The organism is Ochrobactrum sp. MYb379, from assembly GCF_037479515.1.
In the GTDB taxonomy this organism is placed as follows: Bacteria; Pseudomonadota; Alphaproteobacteria; order Rhizobiales; family Rhizobiaceae; genus Brucella.
This window is the reverse complement of record NZ_JBBGYW010000001.1, coordinates 502,788-526,334: the sequence shown is the minus strand read 5'-3', so window position 1 is coordinate 526,334 and position 23,547 is coordinate 502,788. Positions and strand designations below refer to the sequence as shown.

Sequence of the window (23,547 nt, the reverse complement as noted above, 5' to 3'; positions counted from 1 at the left end):
AGTGTCGCATCACAGGCTTTCAATGCGCCGCCATAATTTACATGGCGCAACAAAAAAGCGCCCCTAGGGCGCTCTCTTCACATCGCCCTCACAAATGTCGTGGCCCTGCGCTGAACAGGGTCGCGGTCTTCGACCTTCATTAAGAAGCCCTCCACGAAAAGCGCCTTGGTGATCATCCCGACACGCTTCTTGTCGGTCTCTTCATCGACGTCCAGCTGCAACGCATACGCAACGGCACGCCCTACCCAATCCTTTGCCTGTGGCGCCGGCTTATACATACCGCCGTTCACAACACCACGAATTGCGTCGCGTTCGTCCTCGGACAATGTCTCAGCCACTTCCTCGCTCGTTGGCCATGCCCATGACGTCACGACCGGCGCATGATCTTGAGGCTTGGTCAGGCCTTGCCCGTTCCCCAGCGCGACACTTTCCAGCTTGCGCCAGTCAGCCTTGTGCGACAGCGCCGACAAGTTCGATTTGCCATAGACCACGCTGAAATATGAAAACCGCGCTTCGTGTGTAAGGCCAGCCTCACTGGCTTGCGCTTCCGACATGCGGTTAAGAACGCGCACCGAGCGGGCCGCACCGATAAGCGAAACTGCACCGCGAGCATCTTCAACGGTTGCTTCACGGTCGCTCACCTTGCGCAGATGATGCACAATGTCGATTGAGCAATTCGTGCGGTCAGCAACCTGCGCCCAAAGCTTGGCGACCTTGTCGATTGCGCCGTTGTCGTTTTCATTGACCTGGTGCGTCGACACGAACGGGTCAACAATCATCACGTCAATGCCAAGCTCCGAGATCGTTTCAACTACGGCTTCAACGACCGGCTCTTGAATGCGCACGCCTTTCTTGTCGTCGATCGCAATGACCAATTCCTGTTCTCGGCCGGTGTCCAGAAACAGATGGCCATCGATATCCGCAGGCTTCAGATTGAAATGAATACAGGCTGCCATGATGCGGCGCTCAAGCTCGTCGCGCGGATCTTCGGCATTGAACAACCAGACCTTCAGACGCTTCGGTGGTTTCGTTCCATTGAGCGCTTTACCCGATGCCATTGCCAATGCTTCGACGATGCTGTTCGCAGTTTTGCCAAGACCACCCGGCGCGACCGTCACCGAAACATATTTGCGAATGAAGTGCTTACCGAACGCAAACTCGCGCCGTGGCAGGGTCGACGGGTCTTTCCAAACAAATGGCGTGGCGATGATTGCGCGTTTGTTTTCAGTAGCTTGTTTCGGTTCGCTGATAGATGAATCAAAGTCCGCAACTGGCTCTGCAACGACGTCAGTGCGCGCCTCAGCTTTTGCCAAGCCATTGGCAATCATGCGGCTGATATCGACCAGACGTGTGTTGTCGTTGTCATTCTGCGGCACGCTGCGTGGGCTGCGGGCACCAGCAGCAAGGCCGTTGTCGATGGTCTTGACGCAGCGCGGCCAATCTCGACCCCAGCCTCGCGCCACGTCTTGCAGCAGAGCGCGCGCTTCGGATTCAGCCAGAGCACCTGCCCCGACAAAAGTGCCCAAACGAAACGCAGCGTCGTTCAGCCGGTTGTTGCGGTTGCCCATCGGTTCAAGCGCAAGATCGTCCAGCTCGGATTGAACTGCACGCTCGACATAACGGTCGTTGATCTTGCCACTCACAGATGGCGCTGCTGTGTATGTGCTCTCATATGAGCGCGGCAGCACCAGCTCAAGCAACCAGTCTGGCGCGTCGACCGGCTCTTGCTCCGATACCCAGCGATAAGGTAGGCCGACCTCCGGCACGCTCCCGGCCGCAATGACATAACCGCCGTCACCACGTACATCGACGCCAGCACCAAGCGCGCCACGGTTGCGAACACCCTGACGATGACGAAAGAAATAGTGACGGCCGCCGCTCGTGGTTTCTGCGGTCAGCGTTGAAGGCAGCGGGCCGTGTGCGGCCTCCAGCGCTGCAAGTGTTTCGTCACCGCCGTGTTTCGGATCGATATCAAGAACCCATGCGCCAATAGGTGCACCTGACGGCACGCCGATCATAGCGGATGGATTGCGGCGCCAGTATTCGCGAACGATGCGCTCATTCAGCGTCGCACCGCGGAACCCGTTTGATGTCAGAGGCGTTTTAGTAGCGAGGATTTCAATGCACCCGTCGTGATCGACATATTCGTCATCGCGGTGGCGGCAGGGAAATACTGGCCAGTTTTGCGCCTGATACGACAGCGCAACGTCGAGCATTGGGTCGGTATCTGCAATTGCAGGCTGCGTCTGTAAATGGTGCATGTGAACTCCTGAAGGAGGAAACTATGGCTGATAATGGTTATGCAGCACGACACGAGGCCGACGGCAGCTGGTCAGTGATCGATGTGTTCAAGGGAGAGCCCATCACCTTCAAAGGCCATCTTCAGACAAACCTGTCCGAAGAAGAGGCCAATGAAGCGATTGTTCAACTCTGTCGAAAATACATGGAACGGCATCACGAAGGCGGAGACGGTCGACTGCCTTAAGCGGCGTTGGATCTTCTGAAACGCGCAGAATTGTGATATTCTGCATGAATAATCCTTGGAGCGCTGCCATGGCTGAAACTCGCTATGATATGAAGCAGATGCCAGACGGAACGTGGGCAGTGATTGATATCTTCACCGGCCTCGCAGTAAAGGTAAACGAGACATACATCACCGACCTTGATATTCAGGAGGCCGATGACATGGTCGATTTGCTGAACAGCCTCTATGCCGATAGACGCAAAGGGCCGTTGCAGTGATTGTCGTTGGCGCCCACTAGCTCGGTTTCGAGATACGCTTCGATGAAGGCTTGCGCGGCTGGCGCAACGATTGCATTGCCGTAACCGCGCAATCGTCCCACTCGGGCGGCAGACCCATGAGCCAGCGGGAATGTGCCGGGTTCAACTGGCCGCCACTTTCCATCCCGGCAGAAGAGCCAGTCAGCATCTGACCAGAGGCCGTTAGTCGGGCTGGGCCCGCCATTGCTGCCATTTGAGGTAAGCTGCTGCCCGTCATGTTGGCCGTTATACCCGTTCCCGCTCGCGATCCGTCCGATGCTGAGGCTGTTGTCCAGCCTGCCAATGGTACTGTGTCTTCCAGTCTCCCCTTCGGACCACTCGGCCTGTCCGCGTTCCCATAACCGTCTGGATTGCCCCCGCAGCGAGGCGTCGGCCAACCTGTCAGCCACACCACCCGCCCCAGAAGTGCGTTCAAGGGTACGTTTACATCCGGGTTGCTGCCGTCCTTGTGATCCCGCGTTGTCGGCGTGGGCCACCCAATAGAGGCGCTGTCTGATGTGCGGCGCCCCGAAGCCCGCAGCGCAGGTATCGACCGCCCCGCTGGCGTAGCCCGATCCTTCCAGGTCAGCTTGTACAAGGTCGAGCCAGCCAAGTCCGTCCTTGCTCGCAACCTGCTCGCCAAAGACGACTGCAGGTCGGCAGTTTTGAATAAGCCAGTGGAAGTGCGGCCATAAGTGCCGCTCGTCAGCAAACCCATCTCCTTTGCCTGCCGCGCTGAAAGGTTGGCAGGGACAAGAACCTGTCCAGACAGGACGGTCGTCGGGCCATCCGGCTCGACGCAAAGCGTAGGACCAGACGCCGATCCCGGCAAAGAAGTGGCATTGTGTGTATCCGACGAGGTCGGCAGGTCGAATATCGACAATTGAACGCTCATCAACATCTCCCGGAGCTATGTGCCCCGCTTTGATTAGCTCGCGCAGCCAAGCGGCAGCTTTCGGATCAAATTCATTGTAGTAGGCGGTCAAAACGGCGCCTCCTTCAAAGCTTCCCTTACGCCACGTGCGCACCCTTCCCATGCCGCACGCACCAATAAAGTCGCCTCAAGCTCATCACATTCTCCGAGATCTGTTTTTCCGATTGAGCGAAGATACTCTCCGACGGTTGCTACTCCAGCTTCAAGCGCCTTGACTTCGTACAGTGAAACTCTGTCCAATTTCTTCAAATCTCCCACAGCATCAATGCATTTGCGGCACATGAACCCGGGGTCAGCACTTCCACTTCTGTCATTTTGATCTGACCGCCCCAGCCCTATGGCTAACATTCCACAGCACTTACATACTGTCGGTGATCCATTCTCATCTTGAGTGGGCCTGAAAGGCAGAACACTTCCTTGTATCTGCATGGCCTATGCCGCCAGTTCAGCAGGGAAATTAAGGTAGCAATTGCCCATACCCCAAGCACCAATTGCCGCCGCATCGTAAGCCCGAGCCGCGTCTTCTATTTTTGCATAGTAGCCTATCGTCTGCCTGACGCCGTTAACAGTAATCCTTGCGACCCACGTTGTCCTATTGGCTGAAACGCCTTTTAGGCCAGATGTACTGTCGTTTCGAGGTGGGCATAAATGCAGCGCATCTGAGACATTAACAATATGTGCCGCAGGCTTAGGTTTGCCTCTAGAGATTGCCGAAAGCTTAATGCGATGATCTTCAGTTAGCGGCCGCCCCCGTAAAGATTCTGATATTTTCTTTCTGGTATCCTCGCTTAGACTTGCCCCAAGCCTCGTCTTTTGCCCTAACTTAGATTTTGATATTCTTGCTCGCGTTTCGACACTGCGCACCAATCCGAGCGCATACTTATTTCCACGGTTGGCAGCGCCAATTTTCGCCCGCACTACCTTTGAAAGACCAGAGGAACCATCTCCACCATCTGTGAGATTGACTAATGTGCCTGAGCCGATATCGCGACGGCCATACCTTTCAATAAGCACCATTTCATAGGCGTGCGCTTCAGCTTCGTGGATAAACCAGTCAACAATTTCGACAGCACAACCACCTCGCGCGTACACTTCTTTAAACGCCACCGACCTCTTGTATGTATGCCATGCGCGTTTGCCTTTTCCCTTGCCGACATAGAATGGAACACCGCCCGCGTCTCTCCATAGGTATGTGTAATACTCCATGTTAAGCCACCCTCCCCAGCAAATCTTGGTTATCATTGGCCGCCACATACTTCTCAGACTCATTGCCCCATGAAGACCAGCCGGGCCACGCCTGACGAGCGAAGAGCTCGAGATAAGGACCGTCGACTAGCTTCACGATGCGTCCGTACTGTTCGTCTGGCTTGCGGGAATGCTCGCGGCGTGGAGCCTTGATAAGTGAGCGCACGCCTTTGGATTGACGGCGAGGCTTGCCGCGCTTGAACAAATGACAGATCTCAACTTCCTGCCGTGTCCAATAACCCATGCCCATGCGGCCTTTGTCCCAGACAAAAGCAACGCTGACAGGTTTAAATCCCCACGCGGCAGCCACATCGATTGCAGCGGCCTGCAGGTGCGAAACCGTCCACATGAACAACAGACAGTCGCGAGCGCATACCTGTTCGACAGGCAGCGCTTTGATATCGTCTAGCGACATCACCCCGTAAGGCTGGCGGCCTCTTGCCGGTGCAACGTCTTTTTTTCCGTACGTTCTGAAAGACCATGGCGGGTCCGCAAGGACGCAGCCGAAAGGACCGCTAGGTAGCGGTGCATGCATTCATTCTCTCCTCGTGTGTGGTAACCCGCCAGTTGGTGGCTGGCGGGGTGTTGATCGTTGTAGGAATTTCTGCCAATCAAGTTTTCTAAGGGTGGTGGCAGATGAAATTGTTGGGTTGGGCGCTTGTCGCGCTGTTCGCGGTTTGGTTGACAGCTTTTGTCGGTATCAAAATTTATGATTTGGGTTGCGCTGCAGATCCATATGCATGCGTCACAGAGACCTTAATTTGGCTGCGCAAGTTAGTTCTTCTCGAGTGGGCGTCGAAGTGGCAGACTCTCATTGCCGGAATATGTGCGCTATTCGCTGGTGCCTTTGTAATGTTTGCAGCCAACAGGACTGCACACATTGCGCGTGTTAACGACCAAGAGGCACGAAAGCGCCAATCAACTATCGCATGTAGCCTGATATCTGATGAGTTCAGAGATGCAGCTTATCAGATAGCTCACTATGCTCCCGACCGGACCCGTGACTATTTTCCCTCAACTTCGGCGTATCTTCCCTCACTTTCTCTCATAAACCCAATGCTGTCCTCAATCATCAGCGCAACCAAACGTGATGCGCTACTGCACATAGAGGACAGCTTGGCAAAATTGCTGTACGGCGGTGTTTCTCCGATTGCTCAACATCAGGAGGCGGCAAAATGTTACGTAATCTGGAGGATATTGTTCCACATCTCTGAGAATATGGAGGATGACGGCACATACGATTTATTCAACGAGGGAAGCATACCAGCCAAGGAACTAAAAACCATGTTAAGCGGCCTCGCCGTGTCGCCCCGATCGCTTACAGGTCTCAGTGGTTTTTTTGACTGGTCTAAGTAGCCATCACCGCGCCACCCTCTCCTCCCGTACCGTAAACCCCGGCACCTGACGCACGCCGGCGCGCACGGTTTCCTCGGCCATTGCCTGCACAACAGCTTTGAAACGCTCAGGAGCACGGCCATACGCCCAATCAAGCGCAGCGCCCTCGTCAACCAGTTCGCAATGCCAGACTGAGCGCAGTCCTGTGCCGTTTGTCGCTGCCTTGTCTTCGCGCTTAGCCCACCTGTCAGCTTGTTTCGCTTCCTTGACCAGTTCCTCGGCCTGCTCGCGCGCTTCAAGATTGCCAGCGCTCGCCTGCATGGCTTCCTGCGCTTCGCGGATTACGCGGTCGGCTTCCTCACGCGCTGCCTTGGCAGCCGCTTCCTTTTCGGCGGCAACCTTATTGCGCCATGGAGTCAGAAGACCTTGCAGCACTTCCTTGCCAAGCACGACCTTGCCCTTGCCTGAAGTCTTTGTATTGCCAATCAGCTTGTTGTAGCGCGTCTGGATCTCAGCTTTGGCGTCGTCGTGCGGTTTTGCTTCGTCCTTGCGAACCTCATCGGCACGCTTTCCTGCATCATGCAACTTATCGTGGAGCTCGGTCACAGCATCGGCAAGCGCCTGATTGTCGATGGCTTCGCCGTCCGCAAACAGTTTAGCTTCTCCGTACAGGTCTTCGATTTCCTGCTTGATCTCTTCATATGCAGAGGTCGGCGGGTTGTTGTGTCCTGCCTGCGCTGTCGTTCTCGCATTATACGGATTGTATGTTTCTGTGTCAGGATTATTCATTTGTGCTCCTCGTGTGGTTGGCTGGTGAGGCCGGGTAATGCTTATTGTGGTGGGGTCGTCAGTCGGCGCAACAGATAATTTGCAACAAATTTACGACACTCCAAATTGCCGCAAGTACATTTATAATCATACCAAATCTATGGGATTATGTACTTATCGGTACTTGTTGCTTTACTAAACCAATACTGCTAAACGGTCCTCGTCCTGGGAGGATAAGACCGCCTGCGCGCGCTTCGGCGCTGCCGGGCGGTTTTCCATTTTTAGGGCCATGCAAACTTTGCATAACTGATGTGCGACATTGCCCATTGTAATCATCATACCAGTTACCTATTTTGGGGATGTTCAGTCTCACTCCTCCTCCCAGAGGTTGAACTCGAAGCGCGGCACTCCTCCTCCCAGTCGCGCTTTCCAGATCAGCCCGTTGCACACTCCTCCTCCCAGTGCAGCGGGCGTTCTTGTTTTTGGGGTTAGAACGGTATTTCGTCGTCAATCTCTGCCATCCAGTCTGGAATATTGTCATTCGCTGGCTCCGGAGCGTTGTCGTTATCGGCTATGGTCCCAGCCCGCACGTCTTTCACATTCCAATATTTGCCGTTCGGCACGACGCTGATTTCGTCGGTTGTTAGCAACTCGCGCTGGCGTTCCAGCCATTCCATTACCGTTTTAGGGAAAGGCCGCTGACCACCGTGCTGCGTCCACCATCGATGCGCCTTGGTCTGTGCAAACCCGCTGTGTTGCGGGCAGAGCCATTCATTGATCTGCGTATAGCCTGCGATGTAGCTGCACTTGACCGAAGGTGGCTTATCGCCCTTACCTTCATGGAAGTGAAACGTTCGACCCGTCACCTTGCGCCATTCTGCTTCGGCGGTGCTGACAATCGGAACGTCGGCAGCCTGGCGGGTCAGCTTCTCATCTTCATTCGGCGGAAAGTCATAGCCACAGCATGGACACTTCATCAGCGAGATGTGCACCTTCTCACCGCAGCCAATCGCGCCGTTTTCATCGGGCACTGTCGGGCAGATCTTGATTGGCGGTTCTCCGTTGCCAGCGCTTGGCGCTTTTGGCTCGACCATGTCGACAGGGCCGTGCCGATCGACGAGTTTCGCGAAGTCGAGAACCAGACAATTACGTTTGGGGCCTGCCACGATAGCTGACAAACGCTCATCAACCGTATCTAGTGGCGCACCTGCTTTATAAAGCGGACGCGTGCCACGTCCCGCCATTTGGACGTACAAACTCAAGGACAGTGTCGGGCGCATAAATGCAATTAAATCAACGCCCTTATGATTGAATCCTGTCGTAAGAACTGAATTGTTCGTCACACACTGGATGCGGTATGCTTTGAAGTCCTCAAGGATGCGGCGGCGTTCTTCCTTCGGCGTATCGCCCGTTACAGCCTCGCACGTAATGCCGCGCGATCTGAACACGTCGCGCACGTCCAGCGCAGCCTTTACGCCGGCACAGAAACAAAGCCAGGAACGACGATCGTTACCCTTTGCGATGATCTCTGAAACCACCGCGTCATTCAGATCAGTTCGGTTAATCGCCTCTTCCAGCGCGCGCTGCTTGTAATCTCCGCCAAGCCTTCCCACGCCTTTAACATCATACTCTGTCGCCGTCGGCTTGCTTGTGAGCGGCGCAAGGAAGCCGTCGCGGATGCCATCAGCAACGCCGTAGGTGTAGACGATCTGGTCAAACAGGCGATCTGCGCCCTCATCCAAGCGCCCGCTATCCAGCCGATAAGGCGTGGCAGTCAGGCCAAGAATTTTCATGTCCGGATTGATCTCGAGCAACGCATCAATGAACTTGCGATACATCGTGTTGCCGTTGATCGGGATGAGGTGACACTCGTCGACCATAAGGACGTCGACGTGTCCGATTTGCTGAGCCTTATTGTGAACCGTCTGAATGCCTGCAAACACGATCTGACTGCGAGCGTCACGACGACCCAAACCAGCTGAATAGATACCTGCAGGCGCGAACGGCCAGACGCCTAGCAATTCCAGATAATTCTGTTCGATAAGTTCCGCGACGTGCGTAACGACCATCACGCGCATATCAGGCCAGCCTTCAACGAGGCGCTGGATCAATGACGCCATAACCAACGACTTGCCGCAGCCGGTCGCAAGATCAACAAGCGGATTGCCTGCCTCCTCTTGCCAATAGTCGAATACGGCGTCTATTGCTTCTGACTGGTAGTTTCGTAGTTGGAGCACGCTTTGAGCCTCTATATGCAAACGAGTGAATGGATCGCGCTAGTATCTGCCTCGGGGGCGATTGCCGCGGCAGGTTTTGCGTGGTGGGCGGCAAGCCAAGCCAAGAGGCAGGCGGATGCTGTTCTAGGTGATGTTCCTCCGTTGTTTGGTGCATACCAGCTACCCGACAATGGAAAAGACTATCGAAATCGATTTTCTGTTGAGATTGTCAATCATAACCGCCTCCCACTTTTTCTGTATTCTTTGCGTCTGGAATATCCGTCTGAAGCTGTTGTCTACCGCGAAAGTAAAAACACGAGAGATTTACTACACGCCCTTTACGACACTATCGTCACTAACAAAAAGATCTACTCTTTCGATGTGCCACTACGCCTTTCTGGCCGCTTCAGTTCAGAATTGCCGGCAATCTCAACATCCATTTTCAATGTGGGTTATGCACAAGGGGAAGACCCTTTTGGCTTTCCAATTGGCATCACTTTTAAATACAAATTGGACGGTGAGAAGCATTTGAGAACTGCGTACGCTTCCACGCAATTCGACCCAATCGACCCTCACTAATCCCCCGCCTTCCTTTCCTCGCCATCCACCCAAACCTCACCGCTCTTCATCCTGTAAGTGATCGTTTCGGCGTCCTCGTCGACGTCGATCTGTTCACCATTCACCATGCCCGGCAAATACAAATGCGCCGGACAGCCATCGCGCTGTTCATCGATCGACAAAGGCTTTGCCCATCGAGCGCATGAGATATGACAATCGCCACCGTTTTCAGGTTGAGCATGAAGGCAAGTTCGGCAGTTCACTCGCGGCTGTGCGTCGTGATGACAGACGGCTTTGTGCTTGCAGAACATGCATCCAAAGAACTGCGGGTTCTCGCTAATTCTACTCGGTGGCATGTCCGAAAACACGATGCGTTCGCAGCGCGCGACCAGTCGCAGGCAGAATTCCAGATCGTATTCGATGCGCTCTGAATAAAGGCTGTCGCTGTCCTTACACGACACGAGGTAAAGGCACCGACTTAAACCGAAGGCATGCATTCCAAGCTGGCACTGCGCATAGTGTAACGGCTTTACTTTCTGGCAGCCGTCCTTAACAATCAGCGCGAAGCCCTTGGCATTGCTCGATTTAAACTCAAGCAGGTGTTCAGTCTTAGACGCCTCCGGCACATTCATTGCTTTGCCGTCGCACTTTCCACGCACAAAGCCCGACACCAGCCGGATCTTGTCTTGCTGCCCGTAAACGTCGACGCCGATGCGCTCGAGATCAGCGACGAGCCGGTCTTCCTCAATGTTACCCGTTTCAAACAAGCGAAGCTGTCGGCCGCTATGGACTTCGTGGGCGGAAGCCCACCTGAAGCCATACCAAAGCGACCTGTCGCATTCCGTGCCGGCCTCGCCCACGCTGATGCCCCACGTGTCCCAGGATTTCGCCCGGGCCTCGTAAGCAGCATAAATCGCGGAAATAGTGCTTGCTGTTGGTTTTGGGATTGGCGCCATTACGACGGCTTCTCAACAGCGCGGTATTCGCACTCATAGGGCCTGGCTTCCAGAATTATACCGACAGAAACATACTGAGCTCTACGCTCAACCGTTTCAAGCCATCGGCAATCCGATCTACCAACGCGCACAGGATGCCAAGCAAACCATTTATGCCACACGCACCATTTCTTGCGTTTCTCTTCCCGAAGTTCTTCTGGTGTTAGCCCGCAATTAAACTTCATCTCACCACCTACACGCGCATCGGCATAATTACGCACCTGTACCCCGGCCTGCTCGCCGACGTGATCAGCGCAGGCGAACCGGAGTCCGCCATCGACATTGTGATTTCATCCGCACCAAACGCCGCCATAAGGTCCGTGACATACTGACCATTGAAACCGATCGTCAGCGGCTTGCTGCTGAAGTTGACTTCCATTTCCTCGGTCGCGTCGCCGCGATCTGGATTAGCTACGGTCAGCGTCAGAGCATCCGACGCGAATGAGAAGCGCACAGCGCGCCCACGCTCGCTGGCGATAACTGATGTTCGTCCGACAGCTTCGCGCAGTGCTTTAGCCGTAAGCGTAGCGACACGCTCCGAGGGCTTTGGAATAACGCGCTCGTAATCCGGATATGTGCCGTCGACTAGCTTCGACACGATGACGGTCGAACCGCTCTCGACCATTAACTTGTTTGACGACAGCGAAACCGACACAAGTCCGGCCGGCAGCAATGACAGCAGCTTGTTCGGCAGAATAACGGGCGTAAACGTGGCTTCCTGCTCAATGCGTGTCGACGCAAGGCGATGCCCATCTGTCGCCGTGGCAACGATATGGCCGTCCTTTGCTTCCAAATAGACACCGCAGAGATAATAGCGGGTTTCTTCTGCGCTAACAGCGAACTGCACTTCCTGCACGAGCGAAGCGAGATCGATTTCGATCGTGGTGTCGAAGCTTCCGTAATTGAAGGACGGGAAGTCAGCAGCTGGCAGCGTATCCAGCTTGAAACGGCTCTTGCCGGATTTAACGACCAGATGATTGCCGTCGGCTTCCAAGTTAACGTCGCCGGTTGCCTTCTTGGCAATATCCAGAAGCAGCTTGCCTGCAACCGTAACAGTGCCGTCCTGACTGTCCAGAACCGGCAAGCCGGTGCTGATTTCCAGATCAAGATTGGTGCCAGTGATGCTCAACTGTCCTTTGTCCACGGACAAAAGCACGTTGCCAAGAATGGGAATTGTCGTTCTGGCCTCTACAGCCTTTGTCACTGTCGACAAGGCGTGCGCAAGCTGCGCTCGGTCAAGCGTTACCCGCATGGGTTTCTCCTCGTGTTGTTGGTGTTAGGCGCGGCTGGTGACCGCGCCGTGGTTGGTTTAGGCTGCTAAGGGCCAGCCCTCTTCGTCAAGATCAGGCGGAACAAATTCGATGCCATTGAGATCGGCAAGGTGTTCCAGCAGCGCTACTGCATTGCCCGGCGTGTTATCGTTGGCCGGTTGCACCCATGGTTCACTTTCCGCATCGTCCACAGTCAGCGCCTCGATAGCCGCCTCAATGGTGAAGGGTTTGTCCTCGTTACCAAGCACAACCTTGTCACCGTAAGCGCCGCCGATCTGGTCTTTGAGGTCTTCCCAAGTTTCGATTTTCACGCCGCGAACGGCCAAGGCAACTTTCATGATGTCGCCTTTCCCAATGGTGTAGCCGCGCTGTTGGTATTTCAGGACGCGGGTAGCTGATGCGAGTGGATGGCGTGTGCCAGCATTGAACTTCAGAAAGCGCTGGCTATTGTGCTTCAGAAAGTCAGGATGAAAGGCAAACCCAGATTCTGCACTGTTGGCGCCAGCGTCCAGATCCACCGCGCCCATGCAAACTGTAAAATCAAAGGCGTCAAAAATAGACTGTGCACTTGGGAAGAAGTCAAAATACATCAGCTGGGCAATATTGTTGCTCCGGTCAGTAAAGGTCACGGCGCGCTTACTGGCAGCCACGCACCATAGGCCTTCCTCATATGCGTCATAAACAGCTCGCTCGAATGCGCGGCGAGATTTGAAATACAAATCAACGTCATTGATTTCAGTTCCGGTAAATACGCTTGTGACTGCGCCGCCCGCAACAAACGCACCGTCAAAGCGTACTGGAAGCGCACCATCGATCTGTCTGCGCTCGGATTCGTAAGCCATACAAAACTCCTCGTGTTGGTTCGGTGGGCTACCGGCGCGAAAGCACCGGCAGCTTTTTGGTGCTTACTTAGACCAAGGGCGGCTTCCCGCAGCTTTTGCAGGCTGCGCGGGCTTGTTGGTGTTTGCGGCTGCAGGACGGTTGTCATTGGCTGGTCGCTGCGCCGCCGCCGCTGGCTGCTGAGCGTCAATGCTCGGCTCAGGCACGTTGTTTTCGTCGGGAAAAAAGTATTTCTTTATTTCGGCGCGTGCTGGATACTGGCCGTCCTTTGAAGGCTTGCCGAGCGCAACGCGAACCGTGAACGACTTGAAGAGGAGGTCGTCCGTGTCTTCGACGGAAGACATTTCGAGCGCGCGGCAAAGGCTAGCGAACAGACGCTGGCCGATCTCCTGCGCCTGTGGGTTCTTGTTCTCGATGTTGTAGTTGTTGAACAGCTTTCGATCAGCGTATTCCGCAGGCTCCAGCACCTTCAACGTTGTTTTCAGGATAGTGCCGCTGCCAGTCGAAGTCGGCACCACGTCGGCCGCCTCGATTTCCATCTTGTATGTGCCGTTCGGCAGTTCGGAGTAATCCGACTGCGTCGTGTCGTGCTGGGTGGCGTCAAACGCCGTTCCAAGTCTCGCCATGTATTAGTTCCTCGTGTTGGTGGTGTGGTGAATGCGCAGATTAAGACTTCGCCCGAAATACAGTGGGTCGGAGAAACCCACCGATGAAGCCAAGCGCAGCACCAATCTGCCAAAGTGACATGTGGCCAGCATTGATGCCTAAAGCGGTGAGGAATGCCTGCACTGTTTCAGTGAAGAAGAAGCCGACAACCCATCCCGAAAACGCGCCAAAGAGAACTCCGATCAGCGGTGCAAAGAAAAGGATGGCGGCAATCGTGACCAGTCCTGCTAGTGCTTTTTCCATCAAGCAGCCTCCTGCTCTGTGACCGGCCAATATTTGGCCAATTCGGTGAAGCCCTGCCCTTTGCGGTATGGAACGGCGTCGGGCATCGAATACCGATTCTTGGCGTTGAAGCCCGCGCCTTCATTCAGATGGATCTGGCGCTCTTTGCCGCCCTCTGCATGAGCGACCTTTGTCTGGCGCGCGACTTCCTTTTCCTTGATGGAAACTCGGTAGTTCATGAACGCCACAACGTCAGACTTCTCACGCACAAGTGCATTTGCCCTTTTATGCAACTTAGGCTGGTATCTGGAATACGGGTCGGTTGTGGGGCTGTCGAAGCGCACAATCTCGGGATGGGCAAGGATGACCACATAAATGCCAGCTTGAGCGAGCGCCGACAGGGCCGACATGAGCTCATTCCATTCTGTGTCAGCTTCCACGTAGCCTTTACCAAACCCAGCTTCCTCAATGCTGTTGATGCCAAGGCGGGCACATGTAGCAGCCCAGACAAGCGGTTCGAGGCCGTCGGCGCTGTCAATAATCACGGTGCGCCGATCGTGCTCAACGGTCAGTAGTTCGCCGATAATGTTGAGCAAGTCGTCAAAGCTTTCAATCGTGCCTGGCGTTGCCATTTCAACATCAGACGGCGGTCGCTCGCCTTCTGTGGCCAGATAGATCGGATCTGGAAACTCAGCGGCAAGGCTGGTCTTGCCGATACCGTCGACGCCATACAAAAGCATCACTGGCGGGTCGTTTCTCTTCGTCGATTTGAGGCTTGATAGGCTAATAGCCATAATTAACTCCTCGTGCGTGTTCGTTCGGTGGTTAGTGGGTAAGTTGAATGACGATCATCATGGCCAGCAAGATGAGCGATCCAATCAGCCAAACTGGCGCCGATGTGGCCAGTGTGGGGAACCGTGGGTAGGTCATTGGCCACCCCACAAATAAAGCAGTCCGTAGAACGGCAGCACTGCATTCCAGAAAATGAAGCCTGCCACGATCAGCAAGAACCCAAGGGTAAAGCCCGTCAGAGCTAGGGAGCGCGCGATCTTACCGGTGCCATTACCGGCTGGCGTGACGGCGTTCACAACAGCACCCATGAGTAAAAGCCGATGGCCAGAGCTAAAGCCGCGACCACTGCCAGCCCCATGACGAAGTGATCACCAAGGCCGAGAACGCTGGAAGTTGGTGTTTCTAGGATGCGGTCGTCTTTGACGACGTAGTCTTTGAAGGGCGCCGTCATTCGGCACCGTCCTTATGAAATCTGAGCATAGTACCTCCTCATTCCCCGCCGCGATTGCAGCGGGGCTGGTTGGTTTATCGGTGGGATTTACTGGTTAGGCGGCGATGCGCGAGTACGGCTCGTCGTGCGCGATCCAGTGTTCGACGGCATCCTTTGCCGCCTTCAATCCGAGACCCGTCACAGATCGCAGCTCTTTGATCGCTGAAATCTTCTCACCCTTTGCAGCGAAGCGTTGCCATTCGTGCTTATAAGATGGAGCAGGCTCACTCACCTTCTGCGTCAGCACGTACACCCCGAACGCCTGGCCCTTATGGATACCGGCCAAACGCTTGGCTTCCTTCGCTGCCAACGTTGATTTGCATGAACATATGGAGCTGTTGACGGTTTTGGCTGACCGCTTTCAATCAGCGCAACGATGGCGGGTTTTGCAACATGTGCAGCTGCTTTAACAGGCTCGTCGACCCATTCGGCGATGAGATCGTGCTTGTCACGCCAGTCATGAGACGGATCATGGCGACCTTCATACCCACACGCGCCATCCGCGTTATAATGCCAATCGGCCGCAACAAAATAATTCAGTTCCGACCTTACTGGCCCAACCTTACGGCCGTCACGCGTGCGGTAGTATTTGCCTGCTTCGATTTTGAGGGAAACTAGTTTGAGATGATCCCATTTCGCATACCAGCAATCATCATCCATTCGATGCGTATCAAATCGAACGTAACAATCATTGTCGCCCCCATCAGCCCTAATGACCTCTGCGATTTCACCAGTCCTGTACCAAGGTAGTGAATCGACAATAATTTGCACCCGATCGCCAACCTTGAAAGCTGGCTTGTCTTTCGCCGACTCCGCAACAACAGGCAGAATTTCGTACTCGGTAGAAAGCAACAACCAAGTGTCGCCAACGTCATCGATGACCCAAACATCACCATCATCGACGGTTTTTACCTCGTACAATTCGCCTGCGCGAACGTCGATCTGCGTCACAAGGCTTCTAACTTTATCTCCGACTTTAAATTTACCCATCAAGCTACTCCTCGTGTTTTGGTGTTTTTGGTGAGCTTCACGCCCTTGGTGAAATCGACCGGAATGACGTTGTCTTCTTCTGTTCCGACCTCAGAGCCGCCACCGCCGCCACCATCACTGGCAGGTGGTTCAACTTCGAAGCGCGAAACTTCGATCGTCCCAAGTCCTGTTCCTGGTATCCAGAACCGCACCGTGAGGAACATGCAGCCGTCTCGGTCGCCGATGATGATCCCCTTCCAGCCTGTTAGCTTGTGGGTCACAATTGAGCCGGGCAGATCCCAGCAATCGCCGCAGTCGCAAGTCACGCTGCACCCCGCTTCGTTCTGCTGAACGACACAGGAGCGTTCGAAACGTACCGACCGTCTTTAAGGACGGCAGTGTCTCGGGCATGCAGCTTCTGCGCGGCTGCTCGATAAGGCTTGCGGTTTGTTGTGTCCCGCTCACCAGTCCGCGTGAATTTGGTTTGGTAAGCCTTGTGTGACTCACGAAAGTTAGGAGATTTCATTGATATTCCTCCTGTCAGGAGGTTGATCTGTGGCCGGCAGATGCGGGCCAACGTGGCTCAGGCTGCGATTGCGCCCGGCTCTTTGTGCTCTGAATAATGCTCGTAATTGTCGTTCGCGGCTTCCAGCGCACGGATGCGTGGCATAGCGATATAACTGACGCAGTGATTGGCCGTCGACCATCCACCGTTAGAAACGCACCGCACAACAATGCGGTCTGCAGTAGATTTTGGGATCGGGCGACGTAGAATTGAAGCTACCGTCGATCTGGGTAGGCTAAGCGCATTTCCTATTTCGGTCGGGTTGGCGCCAACCTCGTGCATGCGATGCACTTCTTCTATGGTTTCATAATCTTTCATGCTCTCCTCGTGCGTGGTGTTGGTTGACAAATGGCTTTGGTGAAGCCATCTGTTGTCCTGCGCGGGGTGGTACTCGCGAAGGAACCCCCGGTGTAGAAGTGGCGCAAGCCCTCCTCGTGTAAGCCGGGGTATTACGAGCAGGCTGGAGCAGCGGGTGGTGCCGGCTCACAACAGCCTGCTTTAATGCTTGTGCTGAGCAACGATGACAGCGGATAGCTCCTGTCGCACGTCATCATCGAGCTTTGCCCACATGTCCCAAAACATCTGACGTTGACGCGATTTACGTTCGGTAGGGTCACTCGTTGTTCGAGCGCTCACCTTTTCACCCTGTTCTGCTTGAGAAATAAGCTCTTCGCGTTTCTCTGCAGGTAATGACATCAGAGCGTCCATTTCGACGCCTTTATCAAGGCTGGTTCCAACAATCCTTTGGATGTCGGGGCCGAGCCCACGGACGCGGGCAATCTTGACATTGATCTGCGTCTTGCTGTCTCCGGTAATGTTTGCCAATTCGGAAGCGAATTGCTTTGGTTGCCCTCGTCCACGCTGAATACTGGACGGATTCCGTTCAGTATTATCTCCATTCATTTCATCCCAAATTGCCTTCCGCCGCGCAATATGAGCCGCTTCTTCAGCTGGTGACAGTTCGGACCGAGCTAGGTTCTCATCGATCTCCATCAACTCGGCACGGAGATCGTCGACGTCATAAACTTCGCACTCGACTACTGTGTGTCCTAGCGATTGTAGAGCCAACAATCGGTGCCTACCGAATATCAAGACAGGAGCGCTATCGCATACTTCCCCGTCGGGCATCGTTACATCATCACGCATGCAAACCGCAGGCGCATTCAGAAGACCTATATCGGAAATGCTACGGGCAATTTCCTCAACCTTCTTCATGTCAGGATGGCGATGACGTTCGCCAATGAAGATGTCTTCGATATCGAATGGCCTGCGGCTCATATTTTAATTCCAGTTCAATGGGACATCAAAAACAAGGTCAGTCATAGACCGGCGCTGTTTGTATTTTTCAAAGTGGGCAACAAACGCCGACACCCATTTCTCGCGGGGCAATTTTACTTTCTTGCCATCTTCGAAAATCGCCCGTCGCAAGACCATTCGCGGGTCACGCTTGGTCAACATTTCCCCCGTACGAACGGCGGCAAAAAACTTACGGATTTCATCTGCATCTTCACCGTTACGCAGGAGATAGAAAGATGCGGCAGACATTGGAGCCTGGCCGATTCCTTTGAAACCTGTGCCACAAGCACTTAGTGCCAGCTGGAACCCATCGGCATTGTCGAAGTAAAAGTCTTCAGACTCTGATGGGGTTGGCTTGCGGCTATTTGTGAGCTCAAAAACGAGTGAAGAAAGTGCAGACAAAACAACATAGTTACTGACGCCAGCTATCGCGAGGCGATCTTTAGCTTCACGTTTGATGCCAATATCGATTGTGCGCATTGATTGTTTTGTCAGGCCTGACGCCACTAACGATTCAACCTGGATACCCGTAAGAAGGACAGAAAAGCAGCGGTGCTGTCCATCGTTGACCGTACCGTCATCGGCGATAACGAGTGTTTCGCCGTTTAGGACAAATCGGTCATCGGCAATGTCGCGCATGATCTTAGCAAGATTTGCCGCCTTGACATTGCGGTTGCTGAGATTGTTCATCAGCAACACCTGAGCCCGCGCTGGGGTGATGTAATGCACGTTCGCACGTACGGTTTTATCAGTCACCCACCCTTTGTGCCATGCGTCGGCTTTTGTTAGCTCTGCGCCGGCAACTATATAGAATCCTTCTTCGCGCCCACCGTTAATAAGGCGCACCGCAATACGCGCAGCATCTTCAAATCGCCGCTCACGCACGAGACGGAAGACTTTTTGATGCTCTGTTTCGTCGACAGCAGCCGATCGTGCTGCCGCCTTCGTGCTCATCTTTGGTGCATCTTCAAGAACACGCGGCTTGGTGACCTGAACTGGCTTGGCAAACAGTGCCTCAGCGCGAGCGCGTTCAGGCGTGTATCTCTTATGACGGGTCACTACAGGAATTTCGCGGCCTCTGGCCTGTACAATCTGCATATCGTTTCTCCTCTTGGTTGTACTTTGTTTGTTGGCATGCTTATTGGTAGATGTCGGTGGGGAGCAAATAGCCACTCTGCAGCTTCGGCTGTTCTCATGTAGGGCAAGCGGCGCATCACTGCGTTAGCTGAGAGACGGCTTCAACCGTCAGAGCTTGGAGGTATGGGCTTATGCTGAAACCTAAGTTGGTCGCAGTACGTGCTTACGTTCGCCTGCGATTTGGACGCTCAGAGCATGTCAGTGCTCATTGGCGTTCGTGGCCGGCACAACTGGCTTTCGATTTCTAGGCTGGCGTTACAAACCAGCTCAATCCCCACCGGCACCCAATAATAAGCACGCGCAACATCGCCAGCCTCATGTGCGAGGCCAGCGCTCCTGTTGGTCTACGGTGGGTATTTGTCGTTGACGGCGAAAAGCGCTCTGATCGTATTGGTCATGATTTTCTCCTCGTGCATTGGTTGGTCGTCTTAGGATTTTAGTACTTGGCAGATTTACTATCTGTCCGGTCGCGGAAGCTCCGGCTTCTCTTTTTGCAACTCATTCTCCTTCTATTGGCCCGACCTTCTTCGTGTCGGTTGATGGAGAACAAGATATACGCGATTCGTATTTTCGTCAACGGTATACGATACGTTTTTCGTATTTATGTATTTGGCAATAAAAAAGGCCGCTTGCGCGACCTTGAATATTCAAACGATAATCGTATTAGAGTGAACGCCAAAACTCCCGAGGCATCCGCATAACAAACTTTCGGGCCCAGACGATTTCTACATCTTCGATATCGGGGGCATTCGTGCTCGTTAATGTGTATAGTCCAGGAACAGCCCCGCGGCGAACGGTTTTAATAAGGACACGACCATCCTGCAGTTCGACCATGCAAGTCTTACCAAGCGCGTCTTCGGGTAGCATCTCGATTCCTGAATAGGCCACAAGATCTCCATCTTCAAAAATGGGATACATGCTATCGCCTCGAACGATAGCACCGACCGTATCTTTAGGAAGTGCACTACTGATGGTGACATCGTAGAGCGGATCACCATCGTCGATTGGATAAACTTCCGCGCCAGCGCCGACATATCCGAGCACAGGTATCTTTGTGCTACGATCCGGGAGCGGCATGCCGCTTAGCTTACTCATTATGACCATTTCATTGGCCTTCAGCTGTCGCTTGCCTTTTAGAATTTCACTTATCGCAGGCTGTCGGTTTAATCCGAGCTCTTTTGCAACTTGTTCTTGCGTTAGACCGCAAGCATCAAGCGCGTCAGCGAACCATTTTATAATTTCCGTTTCCATACCCGATATATCGCATAATCGTATATTTGTGTCATATACGCTTTTCGTATTTTTATATTGACAGAAAAATACGCTTATCGTATAAATCTCCTCAACGGCACGAAGACAGCCTCACCAGCTTGATCTGCTGAACCCACCAAACACGAGGAGTACCAATTATGACGTCAGTTTCACCGAGAAGAAGAAGATCGCCAGCACCTCGCAAAAACGAAGTAATCGGCGGCGGATTCTTTGTATTCCGCCGCGGCAAACTAACCGGCCGCGTTAGTGTTGCCACTAGCCTACCATATGAACACGGATCGTTTGAACAAGCACTGGCGGAGGCAACGCGCCTCGCCAAGCTCTGCCCGGGCGAAACTTTTGAAGTCTTCCAGACGAGTGGCGCGATTGCTTCGTCTAACCATGATGTCTTTCTCGCCGAACTCCGCGAGGCCGGTGCCAGCGTTGAGGCTGTCACGAGCGGAGACCCCGAGCTGGCGGAGGCTGCGTGATGAACCGCGCCCTACTGGAAATGCTCGCAGATATGGAACCCGATCTGCACGCAGACGCAGCGCGTGCAGGCAGCGATGAGCCGATGCGGCGCCCTGATTACCGCGCAAAGAAGCACGCTCGCCCCATGCCTTGGATACGATACGCAGCGCGCGAAGCTGTCGAGATGACGGTTGTCATTGGGTTCTTTGTGACCATCGGCGCTGTGGGTCTGGGCGTCACATGATTTATCGCGAAAGATAGCGACGGGGCGGAGCGCCCCAAGATTTCCCAAAAATCGACGATCCGCGCGTTTTCACGCCACGGGTCGTCACGCTTACCAAAACCACACGAGGAGCACTTATTCATGTCTAATAGACACACGCACATCCTTACCGCCGACGAGTTCATTGCTCAGGGCACCACAGCAGCAGCAATCCTTTCGATTGCCCGTTGGTATCGCGTGAGCGACCCGGCGACTGCCGCAAAGATCAAAGACATTGCATATGACGTGTCGCGCAAAACGGGCGAGAAGATCCGTATGCGCCGCATGCGTCCGGCTAACGACAATCGCCGTCCTTTCAAGCGGAGGGCGGCGTGATGGACGCTCGAGGAAACAGTATCGACGCTGCATACCTCAACGCGTTGCGGCTAGGCCCGCAGCGCGTAGGCCGGGCATCCATTGGATGGGCTGGGATTCCCCTGCCCGTTGCTCGCCGTCTGGCGGCAACAGGTCGGGCCGTCGTCGTTGGTGGTGAGGTGCGTTATGTTGGTGGAGGTCGCACACAGCCAACCTAAAATATAGAGGTCGCCAAGCACTGAAAGGCGGTGACTGATGGTCACGCTGCTAGCGATGCATCTAAACCATTCAGATATTCAATCAGTTCTTCAGCGTCTCGCTTTTTGAGCGAACAGCAGAATTGACCGTTCAGAGATACCGGCTGATTGGTGACAGTTTCTCTTACTTCCCAAAGTCCATTTTGTTGCTCGGAGAGGTAGTAAAAATTATGAACCGTGCTGTTGAAAACCGACATTTCGATATCCTTGCGAAGGGAACTTGCCGCAACAACGTGGGTCGGAATTATTGGTTCCCGACCTTTGGGAGTAATTTCACAATCAGTCAGATAACCCTGCAAGAAAGGCGGTGAGTGATGACATCACAAAATTCAAATGATAATATCGCATTCACTCCAGAAACCCTCGCATTAAGGTGGCAATGCAGTCCGCAGCATATACGAGACTTGGTCAATAAGAACCGACTGCCGTCATTCCGCGTCGGCAGGCTTTATCGCGTCCCTTATGAAGCTGTATTGGAATACGAATGCCCCACGATATCCGACAAAAACTATTCCGCGGAAAATGGTACGCAGTTTGGTATGACGGAAAATCAACCCAACGCCGCAGCCTCCGCACCTCTGATAGTGATGAGGCCGAACGTCGCCTAGCAGACTTCAAGCGAGACTTTGCAGCGCCGCCGGGATCTCTCGTCGGCGACATAGTCGCTGCATACATCGATGCAAAGGACGGGAAAATCGCCGATCCTCACCGACTACGGTATGCTTGGAAGCAAGCTGAAGAACACTTCGCACATCTCAGGCCCGATCAAATCACCGAAGATATTTGTTCGGAATACGCGCAAGCTCGCTATTTGTCAGGTCGAAAAGAGGCGACTGTGCTCAAAGAGATAAACGTCATTCGGCAAGCCTTGAATTGGCGCGGCGTAAGCGGCGCGCGGTTCGAAGCGCCTTCGGCTCCGCCTCCCCGAGACAGGTATCTCACCAAGCCTGAATTTAAGCAGCTGTTAGCTGGCTGCGCTTCGCCTCACATGCATTTGTTCTGCGTGTTGGCTCTCACGACCGCCGCTCGCAAGACGGCAATTCTACAGCTTACGTGGGATCGGGTGGATTTTGATCGTAAGCTGATCAAGCTTGGAATTGTCGGCGACAAGAATCGCAAAGGACGTGCAGTGGTCCCTATGACGGATATCTCACTTGAAGCGTTACGAACTGCCTACAAGGCGAGGCAGTCGCCATATGTCGTGGAATATGGCGGTGAACGTGTGCTGGATATCAAAAAAGGATTCGCCGGAGCTGTGCATCGAGCTGGTTTGAAAGATGTTGTGCCTCACGATTTGCGGCATAGTGCGGCCGTATGGATGGCCGAAGCCGGCGTATCAATGGACGAAATTGCGCAGTACTTGGGTCATTCATCCACAGCGGTGACATTCAAGGTATATGCACGCTTCTCGCCAGACTATTTACGTAAAGCGGCATCAGCGTTAGACTTCTGACTCAGACAGTGACCAGTGGTTCACTTGCACATAAAAACATGAACTTAACGAGAACATAAAGGGTATTTTGAGTGCAATTCATTAGAAAATATCATTAAAAATCAATAATTTGAGATGGGTACCCTGCCCTCCGAAGGCAGAGGTCACTGGTTCGAATCCAGTCGGGTGCGCCAAAAACTCATCATAAAAAGCTTCGCATAATCTGGATTTGCAAAATCCAAGACCGATAATTGGTGAAAATGATTAGAAGTATCATGTTATTAATTGTCGGCGTGGGTGCCTTCGTTCAAGGCACATTTCGTCTTGGGAAACCAGCGCAAGCCGTTGAGCATTCTGGCTGGCTCTACCAACAATTTGGTGATGAGGGCGTTGCATGGGGTATGATTGCTCTCGGCGTAGTAGCCTTTATCATTGGTGCAGTTATGTTCAACAACACATGGGTTCGTTTGATCAAACAACGCCTGTCGCGTTGATCAGGC

Annotated in this window: 33 protein-coding genes and 1 pseudogene; 11 read left to right on the top strand and 23 right to left on the bottom strand. The window is 53.8% G+C overall.

The window, feature by feature from the left end:
- Window positions 1-77: 77 nt before the first annotated feature.
- The gene (locus WH356_RS02675; RefSeq protein ID WP_339508633.1) at window positions 78-2,261 is read right to left on the bottom strand and encodes a bifunctional DNA primase/polymerase; all 2,184 of its coding nucleotides are present in this window, start codon (window positions 2,259-2,261) and stop codon (window positions 78-80) included.
- Window positions 2,262-2,284: 23 nt separating this feature from the next.
- Between WH356_RS02675 and WH356_RS02670 the strand changes: the two genes are divergently transcribed.
- Window positions 2,285-2,485, top strand: a complete 201-nt coding sequence (locus WH356_RS02670; protein ID WP_339508632.1) for a hypothetical protein — start codon at window positions 2,285-2,287, stop codon at window positions 2,483-2,485.
- Window positions 2,486-2,553: 68 nt separating this feature from the next.
- On the top strand, window positions 2,554-2,742 hold the full coding sequence (locus WH356_RS02665; protein ID WP_339508630.1) for a hypothetical protein: 189 nt from the start codon (window positions 2,554-2,556) through the stop codon (window positions 2,740-2,742).
- Here WH356_RS02665 and WH356_RS02660 read toward each other — a convergent pair.
- The 4 genes from WH356_RS02660 to WH356_RS02645 all read right to left on the bottom strand — a co-directional run bounded on the left by WH356_RS02660 (window position 2,709) and on the right by WH356_RS02645 (window position 5,474).
- A complete protein-coding gene (locus tag WH356_RS02660; protein ID WP_339508628.1) occupies window positions 2,709-3,797 on the bottom strand; it encodes a DNA cytosine methyltransferase in 1,089 nt (362 codons plus the stop codon). The genes WH356_RS02665 and WH356_RS02660 overlap by 34 nt on opposite strands.
- Window positions 3,743-3,934: a DUF6511 domain-containing protein gene (locus WH356_RS02655; RefSeq protein ID WP_339508626.1), complete on the bottom strand. Its 192-nt coding sequence runs from the start codon at window positions 3,932-3,934 to the stop codon at window positions 3,743-3,745. Before WH356_RS02655 ends, WH356_RS02660 begins: the two co-directional genes overlap by 55 nt.
- 192 nt (window positions 3,935-4,126) lie before the next feature.
- Window positions 4,127-4,900, bottom strand: coding sequence for an NUMOD3 domain-containing DNA-binding protein (locus WH356_RS02650; protein ID WP_339508625.1), 774 nt, complete (start codon window positions 4,898-4,900; stop codon window positions 4,127-4,129).
- Between the two features lies 1 nt (window position 4,901).
- The gene (locus WH356_RS02645) at window positions 4,902-5,474 is read right to left on the bottom strand and encodes an MT-A70 family methyltransferase (RefSeq protein WP_339508624.1); all 573 of its coding nucleotides are present in this window, start codon (window positions 5,472-5,474) and stop codon (window positions 4,902-4,904) included.
- Window positions 5,475-5,575: 101 nt separating this feature from the next.
- On the opposite strand from WH356_RS02645, the gene WH356_RS02640 reads away from it, so the two are divergent.
- Window positions 5,576-6,295: a hypothetical protein gene (locus tag WH356_RS02640; protein ID WP_339508623.1), complete on the top strand. Its 720-nt coding sequence runs from the start codon at window positions 5,576-5,578 to the stop codon at window positions 6,293-6,295.
- Window positions 6,296-6,298: 3 nt separating this feature from the next.
- Here WH356_RS02640 and WH356_RS02635 read toward each other — a convergent pair whose 3' ends face one another.
- Both WH356_RS02635 and WH356_RS02630 read right to left on the bottom strand, forming a co-directional pair.
- Window positions 6,299-7,063, bottom strand: a complete 765-nt coding sequence (locus WH356_RS02635; RefSeq protein WP_339508622.1) for a hypothetical protein — start codon at window positions 7,061-7,063, stop codon at window positions 6,299-6,301.
- 467 nt (window positions 7,064-7,530) lie between these two features.
- Window positions 7,531-9,279 (bottom strand): DEAD/DEAH box helicase, encoded by a 1,749-nt coding sequence (locus WH356_RS02630; RefSeq protein WP_339508621.1) that lies wholly within the window; start codon window positions 9,277-9,279, stop codon window positions 7,531-7,533.
- 3 nt (window positions 9,280-9,282) lie between these two features.
- On the opposite strand from WH356_RS02630, the gene WH356_RS02625 reads away from it, so the two are divergent.
- Window positions 9,283-9,837, top strand: a complete 555-nt coding sequence (locus WH356_RS02625; protein WP_339508619.1) for a hypothetical protein — start codon at window positions 9,283-9,285, stop codon at window positions 9,835-9,837.
- Here WH356_RS02625 and WH356_RS02620 read toward each other — a convergent pair.
- The 15 genes from WH356_RS02620 to WH356_RS02550 all read right to left on the bottom strand — a co-directional run bounded on the left by WH356_RS02620 (window position 9,834) and on the right by WH356_RS02550 (window position 20,310).
- Window positions 9,834-10,772, bottom strand: coding sequence for an oxidoreductase (locus tag WH356_RS02620; RefSeq protein WP_339508617.1), 939 nt, complete (start codon window positions 10,770-10,772; stop codon window positions 9,834-9,836). The genes WH356_RS02625 and WH356_RS02620 overlap by 4 nt on opposite strands.
- A 232-nt stretch (window positions 10,773-11,004) precedes the next feature.
- Window positions 11,005-12,063, bottom strand: a complete 1,059-nt coding sequence (gene dnaN / locus WH356_RS02615; RefSeq protein WP_339508616.1) for a DNA polymerase III subunit beta — start codon at window positions 12,061-12,063, stop codon at window positions 11,005-11,007.
- A 57-nt stretch (window positions 12,064-12,120) separates the two neighbouring features.
- A complete protein-coding gene (locus WH356_RS02610) occupies window positions 12,121-12,924 on the bottom strand; it encodes a hypothetical protein (RefSeq protein ID WP_339508614.1) in 804 nt (267 codons plus the stop codon).
- A 63-nt stretch (window positions 12,925-12,987) separates the two neighbouring features.
- Window positions 12,988-13,548 (bottom strand): DUF669 domain-containing protein, encoded by a 561-nt coding sequence (locus WH356_RS02605; RefSeq protein ID WP_339508612.1) that lies wholly within the window; start codon window positions 13,546-13,548, stop codon window positions 12,988-12,990.
- Between the two features lie 40 nt (window positions 13,549-13,588).
- Window positions 13,589-13,831 carry a hypothetical protein gene (locus WH356_RS02600; RefSeq protein ID WP_339508611.1) on the bottom strand — a complete coding sequence of 81 codons (243 nt, stop codon included), beginning with the start codon at window positions 13,829-13,831 and terminating at the stop codon, window positions 13,589-13,591.
- Window positions 13,831-14,604, bottom strand: a complete 774-nt coding sequence (locus tag WH356_RS02595; RefSeq protein ID WP_024898838.1) for an ATP-binding protein — start codon at window positions 14,602-14,604, stop codon at window positions 13,831-13,833. Before WH356_RS02595 ends, WH356_RS02600 begins: the two co-directional genes overlap by 1 nt.
- A gap of 132 nt (window positions 14,605-14,736) precedes the next feature.
- Window positions 14,737-14,910: a hypothetical protein gene (locus WH356_RS02590; RefSeq protein WP_339508608.1), complete on the bottom strand. Its 174-nt coding sequence runs from the start codon at window positions 14,908-14,910 to the stop codon at window positions 14,737-14,739.
- Window positions 14,895-15,053 (bottom strand): hypothetical protein, encoded by a 159-nt coding sequence (locus WH356_RS02585; protein WP_339508606.1) that lies wholly within the window; start codon window positions 15,051-15,053, stop codon window positions 14,895-14,897. Before WH356_RS02585 ends, WH356_RS02590 begins: the two co-directional genes overlap by 16 nt.
- Window positions 15,054-15,147: 94 nt before the next feature.
- Window positions 15,148-15,339 (bottom strand): ribosomal protein L7/L12, encoded by a 192-nt coding sequence (locus tag WH356_RS02580; RefSeq protein WP_339508604.1) that lies wholly within the window; start codon window positions 15,337-15,339, stop codon window positions 15,148-15,150.
- On the bottom strand, window positions 15,333-16,082 hold the full coding sequence (locus WH356_RS02575; protein WP_339508602.1) for a hypothetical protein: 750 nt from the start codon (window positions 16,080-16,082) through the stop codon (window positions 15,333-15,335). The genes WH356_RS02580 and WH356_RS02575 overlap by 7 nt, the downstream gene beginning before the upstream one ends.
- Window positions 16,082-16,387, bottom strand: a complete 306-nt coding sequence (locus tag WH356_RS02570; RefSeq protein ID WP_339508600.1) for a hypothetical protein — start codon at window positions 16,385-16,387, stop codon at window positions 16,082-16,084. Before WH356_RS02570 ends, WH356_RS02575 begins: the two co-directional genes overlap by 1 nt.
- A gap of 257 nt (window positions 16,388-16,644) precedes the next feature.
- A complete protein-coding gene (locus tag WH356_RS02565) occupies window positions 16,645-16,944 on the bottom strand; it encodes a hypothetical protein (RefSeq protein WP_339508598.1) in 300 nt (99 codons plus the stop codon).
- A gap of 180 nt (window positions 16,945-17,124) precedes the next feature.
- On the bottom strand, window positions 17,125-17,904 hold the full coding sequence (locus tag WH356_RS02560) for a ParB/RepB/Spo0J family partition protein (protein ID WP_339508596.1): 780 nt from the start codon (window positions 17,902-17,904) through the stop codon (window positions 17,125-17,127).
- Window positions 17,905-17,907: 3 nt separating this feature from the next.
- A complete protein-coding gene (locus WH356_RS02555; RefSeq protein WP_339508594.1) occupies window positions 17,908-18,876 on the bottom strand; it encodes a hypothetical protein in 969 nt (322 codons plus the stop codon).
- Window positions 18,877-19,722: 846 nt separating this feature from the next.
- Window positions 19,723-20,310, bottom strand: coding sequence for a S24 family peptidase (locus WH356_RS02550; protein ID WP_339508593.1), 588 nt, complete (start codon window positions 20,308-20,310; stop codon window positions 19,723-19,725).
- A gap of 158 nt (window positions 20,311-20,468) precedes the next feature.
- Between WH356_RS02550 and WH356_RS02545 the strand changes: the two genes are divergently transcribed.
- From WH356_RS02545 to WH356_RS02530, 4 genes are all read left to right on the top strand, one after another.
- Window positions 20,469-20,801: a hypothetical protein gene (locus WH356_RS02545; protein ID WP_339508591.1), complete on the top strand. Its 333-nt coding sequence runs from the start codon at window positions 20,469-20,471 to the stop codon at window positions 20,799-20,801.
- Window positions 20,801-21,025 (top strand): hypothetical protein, encoded by a 225-nt coding sequence (locus WH356_RS02540; protein ID WP_339508590.1) that lies wholly within the window; start codon window positions 20,801-20,803, stop codon window positions 21,023-21,025. The genes WH356_RS02545 and WH356_RS02540 overlap by 1 nt, the downstream gene beginning before the upstream one ends.
- A gap of 120 nt (window positions 21,026-21,145) precedes the next feature.
- A complete protein-coding gene (locus WH356_RS02535) occupies window positions 21,146-21,379 on the top strand; it encodes a hypothetical protein (protein ID WP_339508588.1) in 234 nt (77 codons plus the stop codon).
- The gene (locus tag WH356_RS02530; RefSeq protein WP_339508586.1) at window positions 21,376-21,576 is read left to right on the top strand and encodes a hypothetical protein; all 201 of its coding nucleotides are present in this window, start codon (window positions 21,376-21,378) and stop codon (window positions 21,574-21,576) included. Before WH356_RS02535 ends, WH356_RS02530 begins: the two co-directional genes overlap by 4 nt.
- Window positions 21,577-21,617: 41 nt before the next feature.
- Here WH356_RS02530 and WH356_RS02525 read toward each other — a convergent pair whose 3' ends face one another.
- Complete coding sequence (locus WH356_RS02525) at window positions 21,618-21,812, bottom strand: hypothetical protein (RefSeq protein WP_339508585.1); 195 nt, start codon at window positions 21,810-21,812, stop codon at window positions 21,618-21,620.
- Between the two features lie 117 nt (window positions 21,813-21,929).
- Between WH356_RS02525 and WH356_RS24010 the strand changes: the two are divergent.
- The 3 genes and pseudogenes from WH356_RS24010 to WH356_RS02515 form a co-directional block, all read left to right on the top strand.
- Window positions 21,930-22,085, top strand: a pseudogene (locus tag WH356_RS24010) (excisionase family DNA-binding protein); the annotation flags it as partial.
- Between the two features lie 14 nt (window positions 22,086-22,099).
- Window positions 22,100-23,068, top strand: a complete 969-nt coding sequence (locus WH356_RS02520) for a tyrosine-type recombinase/integrase (RefSeq protein ID WP_339508584.1) — start codon at window positions 22,100-22,102, stop codon at window positions 23,066-23,068.
- Between the two features lie 254 nt (window positions 23,069-23,322).
- Window positions 23,323-23,541: a hypothetical protein gene (locus WH356_RS02515; protein ID WP_339508583.1), complete on the top strand. Its 219-nt coding sequence runs from the start codon at window positions 23,323-23,325 to the stop codon at window positions 23,539-23,541.
- Window positions 23,542-23,547 lie beyond the last annotated feature (6 nt).

Bases quoted from the DNA above. Each gene is read 5' to 3' on its own strand.
- WH356_RS02550 (WP_339508593.1), bottom strand. From the start codon at position 20,310: ATGGAAACGGAAATTATAAAATGGTTCGCTGACGCGCTTGATGCTTGC.
- WH356_RS02675 (WP_339508633.1), bottom strand. From the start codon at position 2,261: ATGCACCATTTACAGACGCAGCCTGCAATTGCAGATACCGACCCAATG.
- WH356_RS02555 (WP_339508594.1), bottom strand. From the start codon at position 18,876: ATGAGCACGAAGGCGGCAGCACGATCGGCTGCTGTCGACGAAACAGAG.
- WH356_RS02525 (WP_339508585.1), bottom strand. From the start codon at position 21,812: ATGTCGGTTTTCAACAGCACGGTTCATAATTTTTACTACCTCTCCGAG.
- WH356_RS02605 (WP_339508612.1), bottom strand. From the start codon at position 13,548: ATGGCGAGACTTGGAACGGCGTTTGACGCCACCCAGCACGACACGACG.
- WH356_RS02610 (WP_339508614.1), bottom strand. From the start codon at position 12,924: ATGGCTTACGAATCCGAGCGCAGACAGATCGATGGTGCGCTTCCAGTA.
- WH356_RS02620 (WP_339508617.1), bottom strand. From the start codon at position 10,772: ATGGCGCCAATCCCAAAACCAACAGCAAGCACTATTTCCGCGATTTAT.
- WH356_RS02590 (WP_339508608.1), bottom strand. From the start codon at position 14,910: ATGGGTGCTGTTGTGAACGCCGTCACGCCAGCCGGTAATGGCACCGGT.
- WH356_RS02670 (WP_339508632.1), top strand. From the start codon at position 2,285: ATGGCTGATAATGGTTATGCAGCACGACACGAGGCCGACGGCAGCTGG.
- WH356_RS02515 (WP_339508583.1), top strand. From the start codon at position 23,323: ATGTTATTAATTGTCGGCGTGGGTGCCTTCGTTCAAGGCACATTTCGT.
- WH356_RS02560 (WP_339508596.1), bottom strand. From the start codon at position 17,904: ATGAGCCGCAGGCCATTCGATATCGAAGACATCTTCATTGGCGAACGT.
- WH356_RS02635 (WP_339508622.1), bottom strand. From the start codon at position 7,063: ATGAATAATCCTGACACAGAAACATACAATCCGTATAATGCGAGAACG.
- WH356_RS02645 (WP_339508624.1), bottom strand. From the start codon at position 5,474: ATGCATGCACCGCTACCTAGCGGTCCTTTCGGCTGCGTCCTTGCGGAC.
- WH356_RS02665 (WP_339508630.1), top strand. From the start codon at position 2,554: ATGGCTGAAACTCGCTATGATATGAAGCAGATGCCAGACGGAACGTGG.
- WH356_RS02595 (WP_024898838.1), bottom strand. From the start codon at position 14,604: ATGGCTATTAGCCTATCAAGCCTCAAATCGACGAAGAGAAACGACCCG.
- WH356_RS02585 (WP_339508606.1), bottom strand. From the start codon at position 15,053: ATGACGGCGCCCTTCAAAGACTACGTCGTCAAAGACGACCGCATCCTA.
- WH356_RS02600 (WP_339508611.1), bottom strand. From the start codon at position 13,831: ATGGAAAAAGCACTAGCAGGACTGGTCACGATTGCCGCCATCCTTTTC.
- WH356_RS02660 (WP_339508628.1), bottom strand. From the start codon at position 3,797: ATGGGAAGGGTGCGCACGTGGCGTAAGGGAAGCTTTGAAGGAGGCGCC.
- WH356_RS02540 (WP_339508590.1), top strand. From the start codon at position 20,801: ATGAACCGCGCCCTACTGGAAATGCTCGCAGATATGGAACCCGATCTG.
- WH356_RS02640 (WP_339508623.1), top strand. From the start codon at position 5,576: ATGAAATTGTTGGGTTGGGCGCTTGTCGCGCTGTTCGCGGTTTGGTTG.
- WH356_RS02565 (WP_339508598.1), bottom strand. From the start codon at position 16,944: ATGAAAGATTATGAAACCATAGAAGAAGTGCATCGCATGCACGAGGTT.
- WH356_RS02575 (WP_339508602.1), bottom strand. From the start codon at position 16,082: ATGGGTAAATTTAAAGTCGGAGATAAAGTTAGAAGCCTTGTGACGCAG.
- WH356_RS02545 (WP_339508591.1), top strand. From the start codon at position 20,469: ATGACGTCAGTTTCACCGAGAAGAAGAAGATCGCCAGCACCTCGCAAA.
- dnaN (WP_339508616.1), bottom strand. From the start codon at position 12,063: ATGCGGGTAACGCTTGACCGAGCGCAGCTTGCGCACGCCTTGTCGACA.
- WH356_RS02520 (WP_339508584.1), top strand. From the start codon at position 22,100: ATGCCCCACGATATCCGACAAAAACTATTCCGCGGAAAATGGTACGCA.
- WH356_RS02650 (WP_339508625.1), bottom strand. From the start codon at position 4,900: ATGGAGTATTACACATACCTATGGAGAGACGCGGGCGGTGTTCCATTC.
- WH356_RS02535 (WP_339508588.1), top strand. From the start codon at position 21,146: ATGTCTAATAGACACACGCACATCCTTACCGCCGACGAGTTCATTGCT.